Source organism: Hamadaea sp. (genome assembly GCF_013362815.1).
Classification (GTDB): domain Bacteria; phylum Actinomycetota; class Actinomycetes; order Mycobacteriales; family Micromonosporaceae; genus Hamadaea.
Genome location: NZ_JABFVK010000088.1, coordinates 1 through 21,279 on the forward strand (window position 1 = coordinate 1; position 21,279 = coordinate 21,279).

Sequence of the window (21,279 nt, forward strand, 5' to 3'; positions counted from 1 at the left end):
GAGTTCGCCATTCAGGTCGGCGGCAACCACCGCGTCCAGGCCGAATGGCGGCGCGGCGGCTACCGGCAATCGGTCGTCGGCGAACTGGAGATCGACGATCTGCGGCTGCGTACCGTCGAGGTGTTCGTAGATCTGTTGCGCAGCAACCGATTGATCAACGTGCACGAGCTGAAGCTGCTCGGCGAGCATCTGTTCGTGACGCTGTTCGGCTCGCGCCGCGACGACGGCGGGCCGGGCGCGCTGCTGCGCCGGGCGATCAAGGGCGACCCGTACGCGGACAACGGCCAGCGGCGTCTGCTCCGGGTGGTGCTGGAGATGGGCGCCGGAGCCGAGCGCCTGGCGTCGTGGCCCTGGGAATACCTCTACGTCCCACTGCACCGCGAGGATCCCGACACCGGGTTCTTCCTGGGGGAGAGCACCAACTTCATGCTCACCCGCAAGCTGCCGCTCGCGGTCTCCGCCCGCATGATCCAGGTACGCCCACCGCTGCGCGTGCTGTTCGTCGTGCTCGCCCCGAACGACCTGAGCGACATCGAGTACGAGGCGGTCCTGGAGACCCTGACCGAACTGCGTGACCTCGGAGCCGAGGCGCGCATCGATCTTCGGGTCCTCACGCAGCGGCACGCCCACGACGGACGCCCGTTCCCCCGGGACGAAGAACTGCCGGTGCAGACGACCTGGCGGTCCTTCCTCAACACCGTCGAGCAGTTCGACCCGCAGGTCGTCCACGTGATCTCGCACGGCCGCTACACCGACGGACCGGACGGGCGGCCGCGAGGTCAGATGGCCTTCCCCGACGAGGACCGCAAGGCGGTCTGGATCGACGATCGGGATCTGGCCAACCAGCTCAGTCTCAGCGCGTCCGGGCTGCGACTGGTCTTCCTTCAGGCGTGCGAGTCGGCGGCGACCTCGGCCAGCGGCTACCACGTCATCTCCGGGCTCGCGCAGTCGTTGGCGCAGAAGAACATCCCGGCCGTGATCGCGATGCACTTCCAAGTCCAGCTGCGGCTGGCCAACCAGTTCGCCCGCGCGTTCTATCAGGCGCTGGTGGATCGGCGGCCGATCGAGGTCGCGATGCACCACGCGCGTCGCGAGCTGTATCTCAGCGGAATGATGGGCGAGTCGCAACGGTCGGGGTTCGGTCTGCCGGTGCTGTATCTCCGCGAATCCGGCCCGCTGCTGACCCCCGCGTTGGTTCCCGTTTCGGCGTCCGCCGGCGGCAGCGGCCCCCGCGTCGGGGAGCCGTCGGGTCCGCCCGGCGAATCGCCCGGTTCGCAGCAGGCGACCGCCCCGCCGTGGGACCAGCCCGGCCGTCCCGTCCTCGACAACTTCCCGGGAAGCGGAAGGTGGAGCACCGGTGAGCAGTCCCTCGCCTGACGCGCCCGCTCGGGCCGCCGACGATCCGCCGCGCCCGGCCATCGTGCCGATCCTGCTGACCTTGGGCCGGGCGCTGACCGACCACGGCCGCCGCGACGAGGCGATCGAGGCGTTGCGCCGGGCGATCGCCGAACCGGAGGACAAGCCGGACGAGGTCTTCGCCGCGCTGGTCCACGCCATGCTCGCGGCCGGGGAGCGGTCCGAGGCGCTGCGGCTCGCGTTCGACCGGCTGCAGACCGCGCCGGGTGCGGTGATGCGCGTACTGCCGGTGCTGGAGCCGTTGCTCCGGCCGACGCTGTTGCGCCCGCTCGCGACCGAAGTCGCCGCCGACTATTCCAACCTCGCCGCCCCCGAAGAAGACCGCGCTAGGGAGGAAACGACGGCGCAGGACAGGCGGCGGCTGATCGGCTTCGTGGTCCGCGCCCAGCTCGCCCTGCAAGAGGTGGGCCGGGCGGGCGTACTGCTGGATCGGGCGGCTCACCTGGTCCGGGAGGACGCCGGCCTGCTGGCGCTGCTCGGTGAGATCCGGCTGCGCCAACGGGATCTGCCCACCGCGCTGACGGCGTTCCTCGCCTCCCGGGAAACCCAGCCGAGCGCTGCGGTCGAACTGCGGCTCGCCCATGTCTACGAGCAACTCGGGCGGCCGCGGCCCGCACTGGAACACATCGACGCGGCCATCGCCGGGGGAGTGGACAGCGAGGAGCCGTACGCGTTGCGCGTACTGGTGCGGTTGCGCCTCCATGACCCGGACGCCGCCGCCCAGGACTATGAGGAGGCGATCCGTCGCTCACCCGACTCGGTCGCGACCGCGCGCGCGGGTGCGTGCCTTCATCTGGCGGCCAACGACTACGAATCAGCCCGAGCCGCTGCCGACACCGGACTGGCCCGTAATCCCGACGACGCCGGCCTGTCCTTCCTCCGCTTCCAATCTATTGTGGAGGCCGGCGACCACAGCGACATCGAGCGCCGGATGGCCCGATTCGCCCAGCGGATGGACCCGGCCGACCTCGCCGAGAACATCGACCGGGCCGCCCGCGTACGCCGTCCCAACGATCCGGCCGTCCATTACTTCCTCGGCGTTCTCTACCAAGCGCTGGGCGAGCCCGCCGAAGCGCTGCAGGCCGTCGACACCGCGATCGATCTACTGATGATCGAGAGAGCAGCGGACGGCGAAGTGGAGCTACTCGAACTGCCCGCCCGGCGACTGCGCGCGCTGATGCTGCGCGACCTGCTGCCGGAGGAGTCCGGGGCGGAGTACGAACGGGCGGCCCTGCTCGCCTTCGACACCGGCGACTCCGAGGCCGCCGCCGACCTCATGACGATCGCCGACGGCCTGCACGAGCTGACCGCCAACGCCCGGTGGACCTTCGCCGACGCGTTGCAGGTGCTGGCGTACGCCCCGGAGCGGCGTGGCCAGGTGGATCCGGATCGGCTGGCGCAGGCGCTCGACGTGTGGGACAAGGCGTATCGCCGCGAGCTGCCCACATTGGACTACGCATGGGCGTACATCTCACGGGCGCGCATGAGCATGATGCAGGCCCGGATCGAGCCGGAGAAGCAGGCGCGCGTTCTCGAAGCGGTCGTCTGGTTGCAGTGCTACGACACACTTTTCGCCGGCACCGAGGCGTACTTCGAGACCTTCGGAACCGCCTGCGCCCAGCTCGGCATTTACGGCGTACGCGCCGAGCTGACCTTCGCCGCAGCTCGCCCACCGCTGACCGACCGCTTCATCCCGGACGCCAACGCCTTGAGTACCGCCGCCGCCAACAGCGGCGACTTGGCGATGCTGGCCGCCGTCGACGCCGGGGACATGGAGAGCCTCGCCCGGCTGGAGTTGTTGCGTGGCAACCCCCGGGCGGCGCTCGGAGCGCTCGACGAGACCGGCGACGACCAGCGATACGCGCCGTATCACCTCTGGCTGCGGGCGCTGGCCGAATGGGAGACCGGCAACCTTCCCGCCGTCGACCGTACGCTGTCGGCCACGCCGGTTCCGGAGCCGTGGGAAGGCATCAGCGTCTGGCTGCACCTGCTGGGCGGCGATCCGCACCGAGCCCTGCAGCTCGTCGAAGGGCTGGACGACGAACGGAGTTGGAGCACCGACGCTGAGTTCGAACGCGCGCTGTGCCGGCTCGCGCTCGAAGCACCGAGCGCGCCCGAAGCGGAGGAAACCGTCCTCGAATACGCGCGTCACTGTCGATCCTATGAGGACGTCCACAATCTAGTGTCGCTCGCGGGCATCCTCGGTTCGCGGTATCCGGCGACGGCGGAGGCGTTCCGGCGTATCGGGGACGCCGCCGCGGCACGGATCGACGCCGAGTTCTGGCCGCTGACCAGCGAGGCCGACACGGCATACCTCGAATCGCTCGGGACGGACTGGGCCGAGATCGCGGCGAACGCGCTGCGGGCGCGGGTCGCGCTCAGCCGGGCCGATTGGGCTGCCGCGACCACCGCCTTCACCGCGTTGATCCCGCACCTCGATCGCTTCCCCGAGGTCGAGTCCGGGCTCGCCTGGATCACCACCGAGCTGCGCGGGACCACGCCCGCCGACGAGTTGCTCGACCAGGTGGGCACTGCCGTCGCCCAGGTCATCGCGGCGTCCTCGCGCCGCGCCGGGCTGTTCGTGCCCGAGCTCGATCTCGGCGATCTCCACCTGCTCGCCGGGCGCGCCGACCGCGCCCGGGCCCTCTACCAGGCGCAACTCACCCGGCCCATCGATGAGGAACAGCGCGGGTCGATCCTGGCCCGGCTGCACCTGCTCGCGGTCGAGGCCGGTCACCCAGACGCCGAAGACCTGCTGCAACAGGCTCTCGAGACGTTCCGGCCCGTCGGCAACCTGCCCTTCGCGGCGGTCTGCAACAGCGTCAATCATCTGGTACGCACAGCGCCCGAGTGGCTGCGACTACTGTCCGCTTGGGAGCCCGGAGCGGGCGTCGTCGAGGGCGAACGCTACCAACTGCACCTGTCCGGTCGTTATGCGTACGCGTTGATGTTGAAGAACGGCGACCGAGCCGCGGAGGCCGAGCCGATCCTGCGCGACGTCCTGGCCGACGAGGGCCGGATCTACGGCCCGGAGGCGCCCGACACGCTGGTCACCGCGCATGTGCTGGCCGGGACGGTCGCGGGGCTCGGCCGCTGGACCGAGGCCGAGGAGCTGTTTCGCGAGGTTGTGGCGGCGCGAACGCGGGTGTTGGGGCCGTCTGATCCGGCGACCCTGAGCTCCGGCCACGAGCTGGGCTGGGTGCTGAGCAACGACGGAAGGCAGGCGGCGGCCGAGGAGGTCTACCGGGATGTGCTGGCGGGCAAGCTCGCCGCGCTCGGCCCGGACGATGCGTCCACATTGGTCACCTGGCACAACCTCGCGGGCGTGCTGACGAGCCAGGAGCGATGGCAGGAGGCGCTGGACGAGTATCAGCAAGTCCTGGCCGCGCGCGAACGAGTCTTCGGACCCGACGACCCGGTCACCACGTCGTCGCGGTTCGAGGTGGCCTGGGTGCTCTACAAGCTGGGCCGCTTCGCCGAATCGGAGGCGGAGTACCAGCGGGTGATCGACCACCGGAGCGTCCTGTTCGGACCGGACGATCCGGTCACGCTGTCGGCGCGCTACGAACTCGGCGAGCTGCTGCGGGCGTCGGGCGATGCCACGCGTGCGCTCGAGGAGTTCCAGGCCGTCGCCGAGGCTCGCCGCCGTACGCTCGGCGAGGACGACACCGGTACGATCAACGCCCGCTACGAAGTGGCCTCGCTGCTCTATGAGACCGGCGAGTACGCCGAAGCCGAGCAGATCTATCGGGACGTGCTCGCGCTGGAACGCGCGAACCTCGGGCCCGACGATCCGACCACCCTCGTCACCTGGCACAACTTCGCGGGAGCGATCGCGCGGCAGGGCCGGTGGGCCGAAGCCGAGCAGGAGTTCCAGGGCGTCGCCGAGGCGCGTACACGCACCCTCGGGGTGGAGCACGCGCACACGCTGGCCACTCGGCACGAACTCGCGCGGCTGCGCACCGAACTCGGCGACATCGCCACGGCCGAGGCGGCGTACCGGGAGATCCTGGCGGCCAAGCGCCGACTGCTCGGCGACGACGATCCCAGCACCCTCGTCACCTGGGACAACCTGGCGATGCTGCTGTCGCAGACCGGCCGGTACGCCGAAGCCGAAGAACAGTTCCGGGAACTGCTGCCGATCCACATCCGATCGCGCGGAGCCGACCACGAGCGCACGCTCTCCTGCCGTGACGAATGGGCGTGGGCACTGTACAAACTCGAACGGTTCGACGAAGCGACCGAGCAGTACCGCATCGTGATCGACCGGCGTACCGCCTTGGTCGGGGCGACTCATCCGTCCACAGTGTCCGCCCGGACGGCGTACGCCGTGATTCGGCGGGACTCCGGCGACATCCCGGCCGCCGAAGCCGAACTGCGGTCGGTGGTCTCCTCACTGACTAGCGCGTACGGGCCTAACGGGCCCGAGATCGTCGCCGCTCGCTCGACCCTGGCGTGGCTCCTCGTGACGTCCGGCTCCGTGTCGTCGTCGGCTGCCGAGGGGCTCGCCTTGCTGGCCGCGAGCGTCGACGGGCTGCTCACCGAACGCCGACCGGCCGACCCGGAGGTCGTAGCGGCCCGGATCGACCTCGCCGACGCCCTCGTCGAAGTCGGGCAGATCGACGACGCGGTCGCCCAATACGAAGCGGCGCTGGCCGCTCAACGGGCCGCCTTCGGCGACGACGATCCCGCCGTGCTCACCACGTGGGCGGCGTACGCGAACCTGCTCACCGAAGCCGACCGCTGGACACAGGCGCTGCCCGAACTCGACGGCATCGCCGACGCGTACGCCCGGACGCTGGGCCCGACTGCGGACGCCACCTTGGTCGCCCGGCGCAAAGCCGGCTGGGCGCATTACCAATGCGAGGACTACGCCGGCGCGGCAGCGGCGTACCGGTCGTTGGCCGACGACGAGTCCACAGTGTTGGGTGAGCGGCATCCGGCGACCCTGGCCAGCCGGCTCAACGCCGCGGTTCTGCGCGGCCGCGCCGGTGACCGCGACGGTGCCATCGACGAACTCCGGGATCTGCTGGTCTTCCGCGACGAGGCGCTCGGCGCCGAGGACCCGGAGACCCGGTACGCACGCGAGGAATTCGCCACGATGCTGACCGACGCCGGCCGGCACGCCGACGCCGTCGCCGAACGCCGCATCCTTCTCGCGGCCGAGATCTCGGCGTTGGGGCCGACCAACTCGGAGACCCTCGACAGCCGGCGTACGCTCGCCGCCCTCTACCGGGCGCTCGGCGACCTCGACTCTGCCCTCGCCGAACTCACCGTCCTCGCCGACGTCTCCGCCGAACTAGCCGGGCCGAACGCGCCCAACACCCTCGCCGCCCGCTACAACGTCGCCGAATGCCTCGCCGCCGCCGGCCGGTACGCCGAAGCCGAAGCCGGATTCCGGGAAGTGCTCGCCGGCGAACAAGAGGCGATCGGCCTCGACGACCCCAGCTACTACATCACCCTCGGCAGCCTCGCCTCCGTCTACATCGAACTCGACCGCTGGGAGGAGGCCGAAGAGGCGTACCGGACGGTGGTGGACAACCGGGCCCGACTGCTCGGCGAGGACCACCCGGCGACGCTAGGCGCGCGCTTCCAGCTCGGCGGCTGCCTCGCCGCCCTCGACCGGTACGCCGAATCCGAAACCGAGATCCGGGGCGTCCTGGCGACCCAACGCGAAACCCTCGGCGACGACGACCCGGGGGTCTACGTCACCTGGGAAGCGCTCGGCGACCTCCTGCTCATGCAGAACCGCGTCACCGAGGCGGCCGAGGCGTATCGGGTGGTGCTTGCGGCGCGGACGCGGTTGCTCGGGCCGGACGCGCCTGACACCGTACGCATTCGCGATGAGCTCGCTGACCTCGCTTGAGTCGCTGCGCTCTCCGCGCGCTGCGCTCTCCGCGCGGGCCCGCCCCCCGCGGGCCCGCGCGTTATGCGGGATAACGCTGCTATTTGGGCGCGCTATACCGCGTTATCCCGGGATAACGCCGAAGGCGTGCGCATAGCGCAGCCCCGTGTGCCTGACACTTCACGCCGTTGCCGGACGTCCCTGCTTCGCCCGGAACTGTACGGACAGCTCGGCATCGAGGGCCCGCGCCAGTCGCTCTAGCACGACAAGCGTGGGCACCGTTCCGCCTGCCTCGAAGCGGGCCACGGCCGACTGGGTCATCCCGGCCGCCCGAGCCAACTCGCTCTGGCTCCAGCCGCGCTGCTCTCGCCGGTCGCGCACCGCCTTGCCGAGCTCGTACGCCAACCTGGTCGCCTCATATTCAGGGGTGGCACCGGGTTCGGCCATTCGGCGGCGACGGAGCTTTTCCCAGCTGAACTCGCTCATCGAAGTTCTCCCTCCTCCGCAGTGTGAGCCTCCTCGACGCACCGCATGAGTGCTCGCTTCGCTCTGTCAACCTCGCGCCGCTCGCGCCACTTGGTCTTCCGGAAGACGGTCAGCAGGATGATCCGCCGGTTCGAGGCGATCCAGTAGGTCACGCGCATGTAGTCCCGATCGAGGAAGGACCTCAGCTCGCGCAGCTTGCCGTCCAGTTGCTTCGCATATGGCTCGCGAAGCGCCGGGCCCTCCATCGCCAATAGGTCGACGTAGAACGCAGCTCTCGCGAATAGTGATGTTGGTAGTTGCTCAAGCCAGTCCCGGACCTCCGGTTCCAGCTCTATGGTACCCCAGGTCATAGCAATGATGCTATTTCGGCAGCTGGATTGGTGCTTGGATCCTCTCGCGTTATGCGGGATAACGCTGCTATTTGAGCGCGCGAGACCGCGTTATCCCCGGATAAACACGGGGGCGGGGGTGCGGGCTCAAGCGTACCGGGCGAGCCGAGCCTCCATAGTGGACCGAACCGCCGCCCACTCCGAAGCAATCACCGAGAACATAGCGGAATCGCGAAGACGACCCTGCTCCCCGGGAGCCCAGGAGGCGGACCAGTTCCGCAAGACACCCTCGAAGGTCAGGCCGAGTTTTTCCATGGCGACCCGCGAGCGGGCGTTGCGGGCATCCGTCTTGAGGTCGATGCGCGCGACGTCCCAGGTCTCGAAGGCGTACGCGAACAGCAGGAGCTTGGCTTCGACGTTGATCCCCGTGCCCTGGGCGGCCGCGCCGAGCCAGGTGAAGCCGACTTCGATCGCGCTCAGCCGTTCGCCGTCCGGCCACAGCCGGGGCTCCCAGTACGCCGTGCACCCGACTGCGCGCCCGGTGGCCACCGACACCTGGGCGAACGGCGTGAGCTTGCCCGTATCCCGTCGCTCCAGCTGGGCCGCGATGTAGCCGGGCACCTCGTCAGCATTGGGCACCCAGGTGAAGCCGTAGCTCGAGCGGTCGGCGGTAGCGGCGACCGCGAGGTCGGCGGCGTGCCGATGGTCCAGCGGCTCCAGGCGTACAAGTCGGCCCTGAAGTGTGGGGCTGCCAAGATCGAACGTCACGCTGTCAGTGTGCCGGATGCCCTGGTTGCGACAATGCGCGGAACGTTGGCGGGGCCGATGGAGATCAACTAGTCGGTGTGCCATGATCATGCGTGACCGCCCTCGACTGTCCACAGTGCTCGCAACCCGATCAGGTGCAGAGCGTCCGTTCGGTGTACGAGTCCCAGTCCGGCACCTATTCGGGAGTGTCCACCGGGGTCACGAGCGGCGTGGGGTTCGCCGGCGGCCGCGCCGTCCCGGTCGTCGGCCGAACGGTCACCCGGACGTCGGGCCGCACGAGTACCCTGCTCGCGGACACGTTGGCTCCGCCGCCCGTCCCCGCGATGCCGCCGCAGCGCGGTGGTGTGCTCATCGGGCTGGCCCTGGCTGCCCCGGTCCTCGCCGGGTGCCTCACGGTCCCGTTGCTCGCGAGCGGAGCCGACCACGCCGTACGCAACGCGGTGATCTTCTGGGCCGCGATCGGCGGTCCGTTCCTCGTCGTCGCGATCGCGCTCATCGTCTACCGGATTACCGCGCGGCAGCGAGCACGGCGGGCGTATGACGCGTATTCGGCGATCTATCCCGCTCAGTCGGCGGTGTGGAACGCGGCCTTCTTCTGCGGCCGGTGCAACCTGGCCTTCCTGCCGGTGGGTGCGCTCGGCGTGCCGGGCCGCCACCAGACGGTCGCCCCGCAGTTCCAGTACATGGTCACCACGGTGGCAGCACAGCTGCGACCGTGATCTTGGATAAAACCGGTTGAGTAGGCGGCCACGGGTCGGCCAAGCTGGGAGAATGCGCCTCTTCCGGGACCTGTGGTCCGCGTCACCTCGTCGTGCCCTCCTGGTGGTGGTGCTGGTCGGGCTGGGCGCCGCCGGTGGTGCGGTCGGGGCCGCCATCGCCGGGCCCGTCCTCATGTACCGGTCGGGCACTCTCTTCACGGTGCTGGCCGTCGCGCTTGTGGTCGCGGTGCTCAGTGATCTCGTGATCAGCCTGATCATGGCCCGGCTGACGGCCGAATGGACGGCACGCGTACGCCGTCAGCTGTGCCGGGTCGCGTTCGGGCAGGACCTCCCGACGTTGGAAGGCACTCCGGTCGGGGAGCTGCTCGACCGCATCGACAGCGATGTCGCTCAGGTGGCTTCGTCGGTCCGGGCGCAGGGCGTACGCATCGCGCAGGGCGTCGCGGTCGCGGTGCTCTCCGTCATCATCTCGGTGTTCGTGTGGTGGCCGGCCGGCATTGCGATGGTGCTCGTCTCACTGCTGTTGGTGTGGCGGTTGCGCAAACCGGCGCAGAAGATCACCCCGGCCCGGATGGCGGAAGAGGAAGCCTGGTCCGACCTGGCGGCCGTGATGGAGGAGTCCATTCACGGGCAGGACGACGTGCGGACCACCCTCGCCCGGCCGTATGTGATGCGGCTGTTCGCGCGGCGGGCGAAGGTCGTGCTCGAACGCGGGCGGCGAGTGTGGCGCGGGACGGCCGAGATGACCGCCATCGCCGCGATCACCACCCGGGTCTGCATCGCGCTCGTGGTGCTCGGCGGCGTGTGGGCGCTCGCCGGGGATCGGGTGGACGCCGCCCGGCTGACCGCGATCTGGCTGCTGGCCCTGGCCTTCGGCGGCACGGTCGAGCATGTCAGCCGGATGGTGCCGGAACTCCAGTACGCCCTCGGCGCGTGGAACCGCATCGTGCTGCTCCGGGAGTCGGTCCAGGAGCCGGTGGGCGGGCAGCCTCCGGTGGCGGGCAACCTTGAAGTACGCAGTCTGACCTTCCGTTACGCACACGGCGACGATCGCCCACCGGCGTTGCACGACGTGAACCTGACGTTCGCCCCGGGCCGGTCGTACGCGCTCATCGGGCGTACCGGATCGGGGAAGTCGACGCTGGCGAAGGTGCTGACCCGGGCGGTGGCGCTGCCACCGGGCTCGGTACGCCTGGCCGGGACGGATCTGCTGGACCTCGACGTCGAGCAGCTGCGCCGGTGGATCGCGGTGGTGCCGCAGCGTACCGACATCCTCGCCGGAACCCTGGCCGAGAACATCGCGTTGTTCGATCCCGCGCTGCTGGGCCACGCGGCCGACGCCATCGCGCAGCTGGAGTTGCAGGACTGGGTGGCCGACCTGCCGGACGGGCTGCAGACCCGGCTGGGCGACGGCGGTCATGTGCTGTCGGCCGGGCAGGAGCAACTGGTCGCGTTCGCCCGCATCCTCGTCCGCGATCCGCAGGTCGTCATCCTCGACGAGGCCACCGCCCGGCTCGACCCGGTGACCGAAGCGCGGGTGCAACGAGCGACCGAACGCCTGCTGCGCGACCGGATCGGCATCGTCATCGCACACCGGTTGTCCTCGGTTCAGCACTGCGACGAGGTCGTGATCCTCGCCGACGGCCGGGTCGTGGAGGCCGGTCCGTTGCAGGAGTCGGAGCGGTTCGCCCGGTTGCTGGCGACCAGTATCGAGGCCGCTTCCGAAGCGGTGCCCGCCGCATCGCTGAGCACCGGAAGCACCGGCGGGGTCGCGTTGGCCGAACGCCCGGCGCCCGAGGCGCTGGTGATGGCGGAGCCGGAGAAGCGGGAGGGGAAGACCGATCCGCCGCCGCTGCCGACGCAGCCCAAAGCCCGGACGCTCGGCGAGATCGTGCGGCTGACCTTCAACGATCCCAGGTTCGGGCTGACCTCGCTGGCGATCTTCATGGCGATGATCGTGTTCGGTCTCGACGGCTCGGCGCTGCCGTGGCTGTGGAGCGACCTGGTGGACGGCGACGGCGGGCTGCTGTGGCCGGCTGTCGGGATCGTCTCGGCGCTGCTGCTGACCGCACCCATGCCGTACGCCGTGAACCGCTGGTATCCCGAGTGGTGGGTACGCCAGATGCTGCGCATCAGCCAGCGCCTGGTGTACGGGCAGACCGGCCCGCGCCGGGTCAGCAACCACACCCCGGCCGAGGTCGTGGCGCAGGCGGGCGACACCGAACGCGTCGTGTTCCTCGCCGACAACGTGGTCGATCAGTGGATCTCGCTGACGACGATCGCTGCGATGACGCTGATCTCCGGATCGTTCGTCCCGGCCGCCTTCTTCCTCGGCACCATGGTGTTCAGCGGTCTCGCGGCGACCCTGTTCGGCCCGAAGCTCGCCAGTTCGGCCAAGAACACGGTCGCGGCGCGGGCGGCCTTCGCGACCGCGCTCGTGTCGTCGCTCACCGCTGCGCGTACCGTCAAGTTGGCCGGCGCGACCGGACCGGTCCTGGACCATCTCGCGAGGCTGGACACGACGCGCAGCGATCGGCAGCGGCGCGAGATCGCCGTGCAGGTCTGGGCCCGCTCGACCCCAGCTATCCTGAGTGGACTGTTGCCGATCGGCGCGTGGGCGATGTATCTGAACGGCTCGCTGTCGTCGGGCGCGACGCTCGTCGCGGTGTCGACTTTGGGCTCGGCCCGCTGGTTCGCCTGGACGACGGCGTCGCTGATCTCGTCGCTGCCGTCGGCGCGGGTGTGGACCAAGCGGACGGTGTCGATGGCCGGCATCGGCGACTACACCAAGGCGGTCGACGGGGTGGACCTGTCGGCCGGCACCGCGCCCGCGCCCGAACCGGCACCGCGTACGCCGCTCCAGCGTCTGGAGCTGTCGAGATTCACGGCGGTGCACGAGGACGGCACGATCGCGGTGCACGACGTCGATCTGACCGTCGACCGGGGCGAACTCGTCCTCGTCGTCGGCCCGGTCGGCTCGGGCAAGTCGTCGCTGTTGCGGGCGCTGGCCGGCATCGTGCACCACACCGGCGTACTGCGCTGGAACGGGGATCCGATCACCCGGCCGGAGCTGTTCCTGCGGCCCAACCAGGTCGGCTATGTGGCGCAGCTGCCCCGGGTGCTCTCCGGATCGGTCGCCGACAACATCAAGCTCGGCCACGATCTCGAGGCGCAGACCGCGGTCACCACCGCCCAGCTGGATCACGACCTGGCGGCGGCCGGACTCGGGCTCATCATCGGGCACAAGGGCACCCGGTTGTCCGGCGGTCAGTTGCAGCGGCTTGCCCTCGCCCGCGCGCTCGCTCCGCGTACGGAGTTGCTAGTGGCGGACGACGTCTCGTCGGCGTTGGATGTGACCACGGAACTCGCCCTGTGGCGGGCACTACGCGATCGCGGGATCACCGTCATCGGGTCGACGTCGAAGCGGGCGGCGCTCGCTCAGGCGGACAAGGTCGTCGTGATCATCGACGGCGCCGTCCGGGCGCGGGGGCCGTGGGCGCACCTCGAACGCTCGTGGGGTCACCTCGCCGGCTGACCCACCAGCGTTTGATGATCAGCGGAGTTTTTGCGGTGCCATAGTCCCACGAAAACTCCGCTGATCATGAGCATCCGCAGCCGGAGACGCGACCGAGTCGAACACCGCGGCGTACCGGTCGAGGCAGCCGGCCAGCCCGAACAGGTCCCGCGCCCGCGCCGCCCCGTCCGCGCGGCGGGCGGCCGACCAGGTCAGCACGTCGAGCAGCGCGGTACGCAAATGCGACGGCGACCGCGGTGGCACCACGAGCCCCATGCCGGTGGCGACGACGGGGTACCGGCCGCCGGGCAGGTCGGTGGTGACCGACGGTACGCCGCACATCATCGCCTCGGCCTGCGCGATCCCGAAGGACTCCGCCACCGAGGGCAGGGCGAAGGCGTCGATCGAGGCGTAGAAGTCGGCGATCTGCTGTCCCCGGAGCAGGCCGAGGATGCGGATGCGGGAGTCCCGATCGGCCGCCGCCCGGATGCGGTCGATCACCGAGGTCCCAGCGACGGTCAGGTAGTCGCCGCCGATGAGCAGCCGGGCCTCTGGATCACCGATCTGGTCGAACGCCGAGAGCAGATACTCCAGGCCCTTGTCGGCGACGATGCGCCCGAGGAAGCCGATGTGCGGCCCGCCGGTCTCCCGATAGGACGGTTGCCCGCCGGACCGGTCGAGGCACGGTGCGGAGATCGCCTCCCGTTGAGCCGTCCGAAGCACCGGCCACAGCTGTGAATGGGCGGCCTGGTCGTCGCTGTTGACGACGACCGCTGCCGAGCGGCGTAGGGCGTACCGGGCGGAGACGGCGACGGCTGCGGTGGCGGCCCGCGCCACGAGCCCCGGTGGCAGCCAGAGATCGATGTGATACGTCGACACGATGGGCGTCGGCAGGCGAGCGGTGATCAGCCCGGCCTCCAGCATCGGGAGGTGCAGATGCAGCACCCGCGACCGCCGGGCGATGCGGCGTACGGTTGCCGGGAAGGACGGGCTGACCAGCCCCCGGTTGATCGTCGCCGTCACCGGAGTCCGGTACACGTCCACACCGGACAGTTCTTCGCGAAGCGGCGACGACGGGTCATGACGGGCCGCGACGACGGCGATCCGCTGGCCCCGGGCGGCGAGCCCTTCGGCGACGACCCGAGCGACCTCGGTCAGCCCGCTGACGTAGGGCGTGTAGTAGTTCACGGCGACGCAGACGTCATAGTCGAGAGTCACAGCGCGCTCGCGATCAGGACGGCGGCCAACGAGGCGGCCCAGAGCCCGGCCCCGGCCCGCATGGGCCCGTCCCGGACGAGGTCGACGACCGGATCGCCGCCGGACCGGTCGACCATCACCATCTGGAGATAGCGGTAGATCGTGAAGGTGGCGAATGGGAACGTCACGACGGTCGCGGTCGCCCCGTACGGCGAGGCGAGCCCCCACAGGAAGGCGACGTAACCGGCGAGCGCCACGACGAGGTTGACCACGACCACGTGATCCAGGAACGGCACCGAGTACGCCGACAGCGCCGACCGATGCGCGTCGCCGACGACCGCCAGCTCGTGCCGCCGTTTGCCGAGCGACAGGGCGACGCAGGCGCAGTAGACGCAGATCAACAGGAACGGGCCGACCGGCAGGCCGGCCGCGATCGTCCCGGCGAGGGCCCGCAGGACGAATCCGGCCGCCACCACGGAGACGTCGACCAGCGGCTGGTGCTTCAAGGCGAGGCTGTACCAGACGTTGATCGCGACGTACGCCCCGACGACGCCCGCGACCACCAAGGGCAACAGTGTCAACAGGGCAGTGGTGACGACGGCGAGCACGACCAGGAGGAAGGTCGCCGCCCGGACGGTGACCCGGCCGCTGGCCAGCGCCCGCCGGCGTTTCACCGGATGCAGCCGGTCGGCCGCCCGGTCCCGCAGATCGTTCAGCACGTACACAGTGGATGAAGCGGCGAGGAATGCCGCCAAGGTGAGGCCGAGCGGTGCTGCGTGCGTAGCGGCCGCAAGTGGTGCGGTGATCAACGGCGCGCCCAGGACGGGTGCGCCCTTGATCCAGTGCCGGGGCCGCAGCAGGGACAACAGTGGCCGCCAGCGGAATCGAACCGGTGGTTCGAGCGTGGTGGACGTCGGGCTCTCCAGGGTCTGCACCATGAGCCGCTCCTCTTAGAACAACGCCTTCGCCAGCCGGAGGGCGCCCTGCCGCCAGGGGTCTCGATGGGTGGTCCCCGTCGCGCGGCGACCGGCTTCCGCCGTCCCGCGCCACCAGGCGTACGTCTTCAGCAGCGCCTCGGAGTTGCTCACCCGGGGCACGAAGCCGAGCTGATCGACCGCCTTGTCGATCGAGACGTACGAGTCCCGCCGAAGCTTGTGCACCAGCCGCGCGTACACCGGCGAGAGATGAAGCGCCGCGAGCGCCCGCAGGACCGCCACGGCCGGGCCGACCGGCACCGTCACCACCCGGCGACCGTGACCGGCTGCGTCCAGGACGGCCTGGAAGTCTTCGCGCAGCGTGCCGAAGCGGGCCGCACCGATGTTGAACGTGTCGTCCACAACGGACTCGGGGCGCTCGCAGACGAGCCGCACGGCGACGCACAGGTCGTCGACGTCGAGCATCTGCGTGCGCACGTTCCCGCCGCCCAGCAGCGGAAAGTGACGGCCCTCGTCGGCCCACTCGAAGAGCATCGCGAACAGGCCGAGCCGTTCCGGGCCCAGGAAGGTCTTGGGCCGCAGGATCGGCGTGCACAATCCTTCGGCCCGCGCCCGCAGCACGATCAGTTCGGCTTCCAGCTTGGCCGCCGAGTAGGCGTCGACGGGCCGGCACGGATAGTCCTCAGGCGTCGGGCACAGCTGTGGCAGCCCATAGACGGCGGTCGAGGAGATGTGCACGAGCCGCCCGACTCCCGCCCGTTGTGCCGCCGCGACCACGGACGCCGTACCCTCCACGTCGACCGAGCGGATCTCGGCCGAACGGTTGCTCGGCAACGCCGCCGCCGAGTGGATCACGATGTCGGCCCGGCGGAACGCCCGCTCCATCGCCGCGGTGTCGCGTACATCGGCGCGAACGAAGTCGGCGTCCACAGTCAACGGTCGAATGTCGACTCCGGTCCAGCTGACCCCGGGCCACGGCCGCGACAGCAAGGCCGTGCCCAGCATCCCGGCCGCGCCGGTGACAACGATCCGCACCCGTCCGACGGTAATGATCGATCTTTGCCGCGTTCTTGTCCGCGAGGGCAAGCTTCCGGCAAGGTGCGCCCGCGAGACTGGCCACGTGCCTAGCTATGTGGTCGCTCCAGTCGAGAAACCGGCGGCGTCCGTGCTTCCGCCGCGTCCGCGACGTTCTTGGCGGGTACGCCTGACGGGGGCGGTCTGCGTCGGCTGGTTGGTGTTCGTGGTGGCCCACCGTGTGCTGAGCGGCCGGGCGTACTGGTGGGGGCCGGCGGATCTCGCGCCCCCGTTCGTCTTCGCGGTCGTCCCGATCCTGCTGATCCTGCTCGCGGCGCTCACCCGGCGACGGATGCTGATCGCAGTAGCGCTGTTCGGGCTGATCCTCGGCTACGACTACGCGGGGATCAACGCGGCGACCCTGTGGCATACGCGTCCCGCCGCCGGGCCGAACGCGATCACCTTGGTCACCTGGAACACGGAGTACTGGGATCAGGACCTCGAGCCCGGCGGTCCGCATCCCACCGACGACTTCTACAAGTTCCTGAGCTCGCTGAACGCCGACGTCTACCTCCTCCAGGAGTACGCCCACGTCGACCTCACCCGCGCCGACACGTTCTCCCAGGCGCTCGCGATCGACCAGACCGATCTGCTGCGGCGGTGGTTCCCGGGCTATGAGATCGTGCTCGCCGGGCGGGATCTGACGCTGAGCCGGCTCCCCGTCGTCGGCCATCATTGGCTCGACTCGACGCCGTGGATGCCGGAGGATCTGCGTCCCGTGCCGGCGGGGCTGGCCGACCGCCCGCTGTTCTACCAGTCGCAGACGCTGCGTACGGACATCATGGTGGGCGGGCAGCTCGTCTCGTTCTACAACTCGCACATCTACCAGCCGCCGCAGCGCATCTTCCGGCTGCGGTCGGACCCCGACAAGAGCATGTTCGCGATCGACCGGTTCAACTTCGAGATCCGCCGGGCGAGCTATCGGGCGCTCGCCGAGGACATCACCGCGAACCCGAATCGTGTCGTGCTCGGTGGTGACTTCAACACCTCGCCCGCGATGAATCTGCTGCAAACGCTGCCGGATCGGCTCGTCGACCAGTCCCCGGCGCTCGGCTCGCTCTATCCGGCGACCTGGCCGGTCGGCTCGGCGAAGTGGCGGCTGGACTGGCTGTTCACCACCGCTGATGTCGACGTGTCGGCGTACGACCTGCTCGACCCGAAGGGCTTCTCGGACCACAAGGCCCAGCGCGTCGTGCTGTCGGCCGGGTGAACCCGATGTCGCCGCTGGTCTCCGTCATCGTGCCCTGCCACAACAGCCGCAAGACCCTCGCGTTGTGTGTCGAGGCCGCGCTCACCCAGTCGTACGCCGAGACTGAGGTGATCGTCGTGGACGACGCGAGCACCGACGACTCGGCCGCGATCGTCGAAGGACTCGGCGCGACCGTGGTGCGGATGCCGGTCAACGGGGGAGCGGGGCTCGCCCGCAATCGCGGCATGGCCGCCGCCCGGGGCGACATCCTGTTCTTCGCCGACTCCGACGTCGCGCTCGCACCGGACGCCGTCGAGCAGGCCGTGCGCATGTTCGACGAGCATCCTGAGTACGCCGCGGTCTGGGGCGTCTACGGCGACCGCCCGCTCGTCGACGACGGGATCGTGGAGCGTGTACAGGTGCTCACCGGTCACTATCGGCAGTCCCGGCTCGACGTCGTCCACACCGGACATTTCGCGGTCGGCGCCCTGCGCCGGGAGGTGGTCGACCGCCTCGGCGGCTTCGACGAGCGCCTGGTCGGGCAGTGGACGAACGAAGACCACGAGTTCGGGCTGCGGATCGCGGAGAACTTCCCGGTCGGCCGGGCGGTCGACGTCGTCGGCTTCCACGACGACGACGATCGCGTCACCTCGGTGGTACGCAAGCGGTTCGGCCGGGCGGTGTCGCTGATCCCGCTCGTTCTCAAGCAACGCGACCTCAAGCCGGAGCGAGAGGCGTTGCACCGGCCGGCCGAGCTGGCCGCCATCGGGCTCACCGGGCTCGGCGTACTGCTGGCCGCGGTGTGGCCGGTGCTCGGGGTGCTGACCGCCGTGGGTCTCGCCGCGTTCCTGTGGACGATCCGAGGCATGCTCGGCTTCGTGCGTACGGCGGCGGGACTGCGCGTCGCGACGGCCGCCGCCGTACTTACGTTCGTCTACGGATTCGCGGTCGGTCTGGGTGGTTTGACCGGCGCGTTCCGGTACGCCGTCGACCCGTCTTTTCGGCGACGATACCGGACTGTATCGATGTAGTGACAGGTCTTCCGTCTACATGAGGCGGACGGATAGAGTCCTCTCACGGGTCATGGGAACGCTCCCAACGGCGGGGGCCGCCGAGATCGAGGTGTCTTCGGGGGGAGCACATGCGGATCAGACTGCTGGGTTCGATCGAGGTGGAGGCGGGTGGCCGCCCGCTGGACGCCGGCCCGTTGCAGCGCCGGGCCGTCCTCGCCGCGCTGGCGATGGACGCGGGTAGCCCGGTCGGCCTCGACGCGTTGGTGGAACGCGTCTGGGGCGCCGATCCGCCGGAAGCCCCACGCAGCGCGCTCTACGCGCACATCGCGCGGCTCCGCCGGCTCTTCGCCGACCACGGCGTACGCCTGACCAAGCAGGTCGACGGCTACGTGCTCGACCTCGATCGGGATCACGTCGACGTGCACCGGATCGGTCGCCTGCTCGAGGCGTACCGGGCCGATCCCGGGCGGATCACCGTCCTCCGGGAGGCGATGGACCTGTGGCGAGGACGGCCGCTGGCCCAGCTGACCGGGTTCTGGGCGGCCAAGGTACGCCGTGGCGTCGAATCCCAGCTGGTCGGGGTGGCCAGCGCGTGGGCCGCCGAGGAACTGCGCCGGGGCAACGCCGAGACGGTCGCCGACCGGCTCGCCCCGATCGTCGAGTCCCATCCGCTGGCGGAACCCGTTGTGGCCCAGCACATGTGGGCGTTGTGCGCGCTCGGCCGGACCTCTGAGGCGCTCCAGTGCTACGCCGTCGTGCGTACGCAGATCGCCGAGCAGCTCGGCGTCGAACCGGGTGCGGAGCTACGCGACTTGCATGTGGCGGTCCTGCGCGGGGAAGTCACCGCGCCGGTTCGGCTTCCGGCGTACCGTCAGCTCTTCTATGACGACGCCGAGCTGCGCGACCTGGGGCAGCTGATGCTGCTGGCCGGGCGGCTGGAGACCATGATGGCCTGTGTCTACGCGATGATCCTGGACGACGACGACGGCCCGGCGCCGGCCCGCTATCTCGGCGGACCGGCGCGGCTGTCGGCGGCCGGGCGCGACGCGGCGGACCGGCTGCGCGACGAGGGTCATCACGATCTGGCCGAGGAGCTGGCCCTGTGGAGCAAGGCGTGCGACGAGGCCCGGGAGGACGGCCGCCAGGCGGTGCACGTCCTGCCCCCGGGCCCAGCCGCACGCTGGTGGCGGACCACTCCCGAGTTGTCCGCTATGGACGATGGGACTGTCGCTCAGCGACACACCCGGCTGGTGGAGCGGATCGTCGAGGGATACGCCCTCGGCGATCGGATCGCCGCCCGCTATGAAGTGAACGCGTCGACGCCGGTCAGCTCGGCCGACAGCGCCCACAGGCGGACGGCCTGATCGCGGTCCTCCGGAGTGTCGAAGCGCCGCACGACCTCGCAGGCCTTGAGGTACGCGCCACCGTCGCCGGTCAGTTCCGGTGAGGTGGCCGCCCACACCTGCGTCGCAGCGCCCTGCTCGGTCGAGCGGAACTCGGGCAGCAGCGGCTTGCCGTCGGCGTCGATCCAGCCCGCGTCCACCATCTCCTGCGTGGTCAGGTGCCGCTGCAACGGAGTGAGGATGTAGCCGGGGTTGACCGAGAAGGCGCGTACGCCGGACGCCTGGCCGAGCACGTCGAGCTGCGCGGCGAACAGCGCGTTGGCGAACTTCGACTGGGCGTACGCCGCCCAGCGGTCGTAGCCGTTCTCGAACTGGACGTCGTCCCAGTTGAGGGTGGCGTCGGGGCTGACGCCGGAGGAGGTGACCACGACACGCGCCCCACCGTCGGCGGACAGCGCCGGGAAGAGCCGGTTCACCAGGGCGTAGTGACCGAGGTGGTTGATCGCGAAGTGCCCTTCCCAGCCGGGCCCGACCCGGGTCTCCGCCAGGGCCATCACTCCGGCGTTGGCGAGCAGAAGGTCGATGCTGCGGCCGGACTTGGCGAACCGCTCGGCGAACGCCTCGACGCTGTCCAGGTCGGCCAGGTCCAGCTCGTCGACCTCGACCCCCGATACGCCCGCCAGCGCCTCGGTAGCCGACGCCGGGCGCTTCGCGGGCACCACGACGGTCGCGCCGGCCGCGACGAGCGCCTTGGTCGCGGCGAGCCCGAGCCCGGAGTAGCCGCCGGTGACGACGGCGAGCTTGCCGGTCAGGTCGACACCGGCCAGGACGTCGTTCGCGGTGCTGTCGATGGTGAAGGTGGTCATGGCGAACCTTTCGATCAGGCGGGGGTTCCGACGCGGTAGAGCCGTCGTGTCATGCGCGGGAAGAGCAGCCCTTGCAGGATTCCGACCCCGGCGGCGACGGCGGAGGTCAGCGTCACCAGCATATGCAGAACGGTGAACTGGAGTCCGAAAAGGACACCATGATTCCGGAACGCGTACGCGTACGTGCGGCCGTCCAGCGCGATCGAGATCCCAGCGAGCACCGAGCACGCGAGCAGGGCGACCGGGCCGAACACGATCGGCAGGAGCAACGCGGCGATCGCGGCCAGAAGGAACGCGCTGCCCATCGCCCGGTTGCCCGAACCGGCTCCGCCCGGCAGCGCCCGCAACCGGACCCAGTTCGGCGCGCCCAGCCGCGTACGCTGAAAGACCTTCGTGAGCATCACTCGTAGAGTGCCGTCGTGGTCGTGGCGACCCTGGACGGCTGACGTCGCGAGCACGACGTACTTGGCGTTGAGCCGGAAACCGTAGTCCTGCTCCTCGGTCCACCGCAGCCGGTCGTTGAACGGGCCGATCTCCCGGAAGACCGCCGTCCGGATCGCGAACAGGGCCGAGTGCAGGCCCGGG

Annotated in this window: 14 protein-coding genes and 1 pseudogene; 7 read left to right on the plus strand and 8 right to left on the minus strand. The window is 70.1% G+C overall.

All coding sequences use genetic code 11. The annotated features are described in order from the left end of the window. Both HOV77_RS30355 and HOV77_RS30360 read left to right on the plus strand, forming a co-directional pair. Positions 1-1,377, plus strand: a 1,377-nt coding sequence (locus HOV77_RS30355; protein WP_290868375.1) for a CHAT domain-containing protein, incomplete at its 5' end; no start/stop codon positions are given. Beyond that, a complete protein-coding gene (locus tag HOV77_RS30360; RefSeq protein ID WP_290868377.1) occupies positions 1,358-7,282 on the plus strand; it encodes a tetratricopeptide repeat protein in 5,925 nt (1,974 codons plus the stop codon). The genes HOV77_RS30355 and HOV77_RS30360, both read left to right, overlap by 20 nt. A gap of 159 nt (positions 7,283-7,441) precedes the next feature. Here the strand turns inward: HOV77_RS30360 and HOV77_RS30365 are convergent, their stop codons facing one another. From HOV77_RS30365 to HOV77_RS30375, 3 genes are all read right to left on the minus strand, one after another. Beyond that, positions 7,442-7,747, minus strand: coding sequence for a helix-turn-helix transcriptional regulator (locus HOV77_RS30365; RefSeq protein ID WP_290868379.1), 306 nt, complete (start codon positions 7,745-7,747; stop codon positions 7,442-7,444). Further along, a complete protein-coding gene (locus HOV77_RS30370; protein ID WP_290868381.1) occupies positions 7,744-8,097 on the minus strand; it encodes a type II toxin-antitoxin system RelE/ParE family toxin in 354 nt (117 codons plus the stop codon). The genes HOV77_RS30365 and HOV77_RS30370 overlap by 4 nt, the downstream gene beginning before the upstream one ends. Before the next feature lie 126 nt (positions 8,098-8,223). Further along, entirely contained in the window at positions 8,224-8,844 is a 621-nt protein-coding gene (locus tag HOV77_RS30375; protein WP_290868382.1) for a GNAT family protein, read from the minus strand. A gap of 92 nt (positions 8,845-8,936) precedes the next feature. On the opposite strand from HOV77_RS30375, the gene HOV77_RS30380 reads away from it, so the two are divergent. Further along, complete coding sequence (locus tag HOV77_RS30380; protein WP_290868385.1) at positions 8,937-9,563, plus strand: hypothetical protein; 627 nt, start codon at positions 8,937-8,939, stop codon at positions 9,561-9,563. A 52-nt stretch (positions 9,564-9,615) separates the two neighbouring features. Beyond that, a complete protein-coding gene (locus HOV77_RS30385; protein ID WP_290868386.1) occupies positions 9,616-13,098 on the plus strand; it encodes an ABC transporter ATP-binding protein in 3,483 nt (1,160 codons plus the stop codon). An 18-nt stretch (positions 13,099-13,116) separates the two neighbouring features. On the opposite strand, the gene HOV77_RS30390 is transcribed toward HOV77_RS30385, so the two are convergent. Genes HOV77_RS30390 through HOV77_RS30400 form a run of 3 tightly spaced genes read right to left on the minus strand, consistent with a single transcriptional unit; the run spans position 13,117 to position 16,244 of the window. Further along, positions 13,117-14,295, minus strand: a complete 1,179-nt coding sequence (locus tag HOV77_RS30390) for a glycosyltransferase (RefSeq protein WP_290868388.1) — start codon at positions 14,293-14,295, stop codon at positions 13,117-13,119. After that, positions 14,292-15,212, minus strand: coding sequence for a UbiA prenyltransferase family protein (locus HOV77_RS30395; protein ID WP_290868390.1), 921 nt, complete (start codon positions 15,210-15,212; stop codon positions 14,292-14,294). The genes HOV77_RS30390 and HOV77_RS30395 overlap by 4 nt, the downstream gene beginning before the upstream one ends. Before the next feature lie 12 nt (positions 15,213-15,224). After that, a complete protein-coding gene (locus tag HOV77_RS30400; RefSeq protein WP_290868392.1) occupies positions 15,225-16,244 on the minus strand; it encodes an NAD-dependent epimerase/dehydratase family protein in 1,020 nt (339 codons plus the stop codon). A gap of 85 nt (positions 16,245-16,329) precedes the next feature. On the opposite strand from HOV77_RS30400, the gene HOV77_RS30405 reads away from it, so the two are divergent. From HOV77_RS30405 to HOV77_RS30415, 3 genes are all read left to right on the plus strand, one after another. Further along, positions 16,330-17,493: an endonuclease/exonuclease/phosphatase family protein gene (locus tag HOV77_RS30405; protein WP_290868395.1), complete on the plus strand. Its 1,164-nt coding sequence runs from the start codon at positions 16,330-16,332 to the stop codon at positions 17,491-17,493. A 5-nt stretch (positions 17,494-17,498) separates the two neighbouring features. After that, positions 17,499-18,503 (plus strand): glycosyltransferase family 2 protein, encoded by a 1,005-nt coding sequence (locus HOV77_RS30410; protein WP_290868398.1) that lies wholly within the window; start codon positions 17,499-17,501, stop codon positions 18,501-18,503. A gap of 110 nt (positions 18,504-18,613) precedes the next feature. Then, positions 18,614-19,849: a BTAD domain-containing putative transcriptional regulator gene (locus HOV77_RS30415; protein WP_290868401.1), complete on the plus strand. Its 1,236-nt coding sequence runs from the start codon at positions 18,614-18,616 to the stop codon at positions 19,847-19,849. Here HOV77_RS30415 and HOV77_RS30420 read toward each other — a convergent pair. Beyond that, positions 19,786-20,694: an oxidoreductase gene (locus tag HOV77_RS30420; RefSeq protein WP_290868403.1), complete on the minus strand. Its 909-nt coding sequence runs from the start codon at positions 20,692-20,694 to the stop codon at positions 19,786-19,788. The genes HOV77_RS30415 and HOV77_RS30420 overlap by 64 nt on opposite strands. Positions 20,695-20,708: 14 nt before the next feature. Continuing rightward, positions 20,709-21,279 (minus strand): annotated as a pseudogene (locus HOV77_RS30425) (glycosyltransferase family 2 protein); the annotation flags it as partial.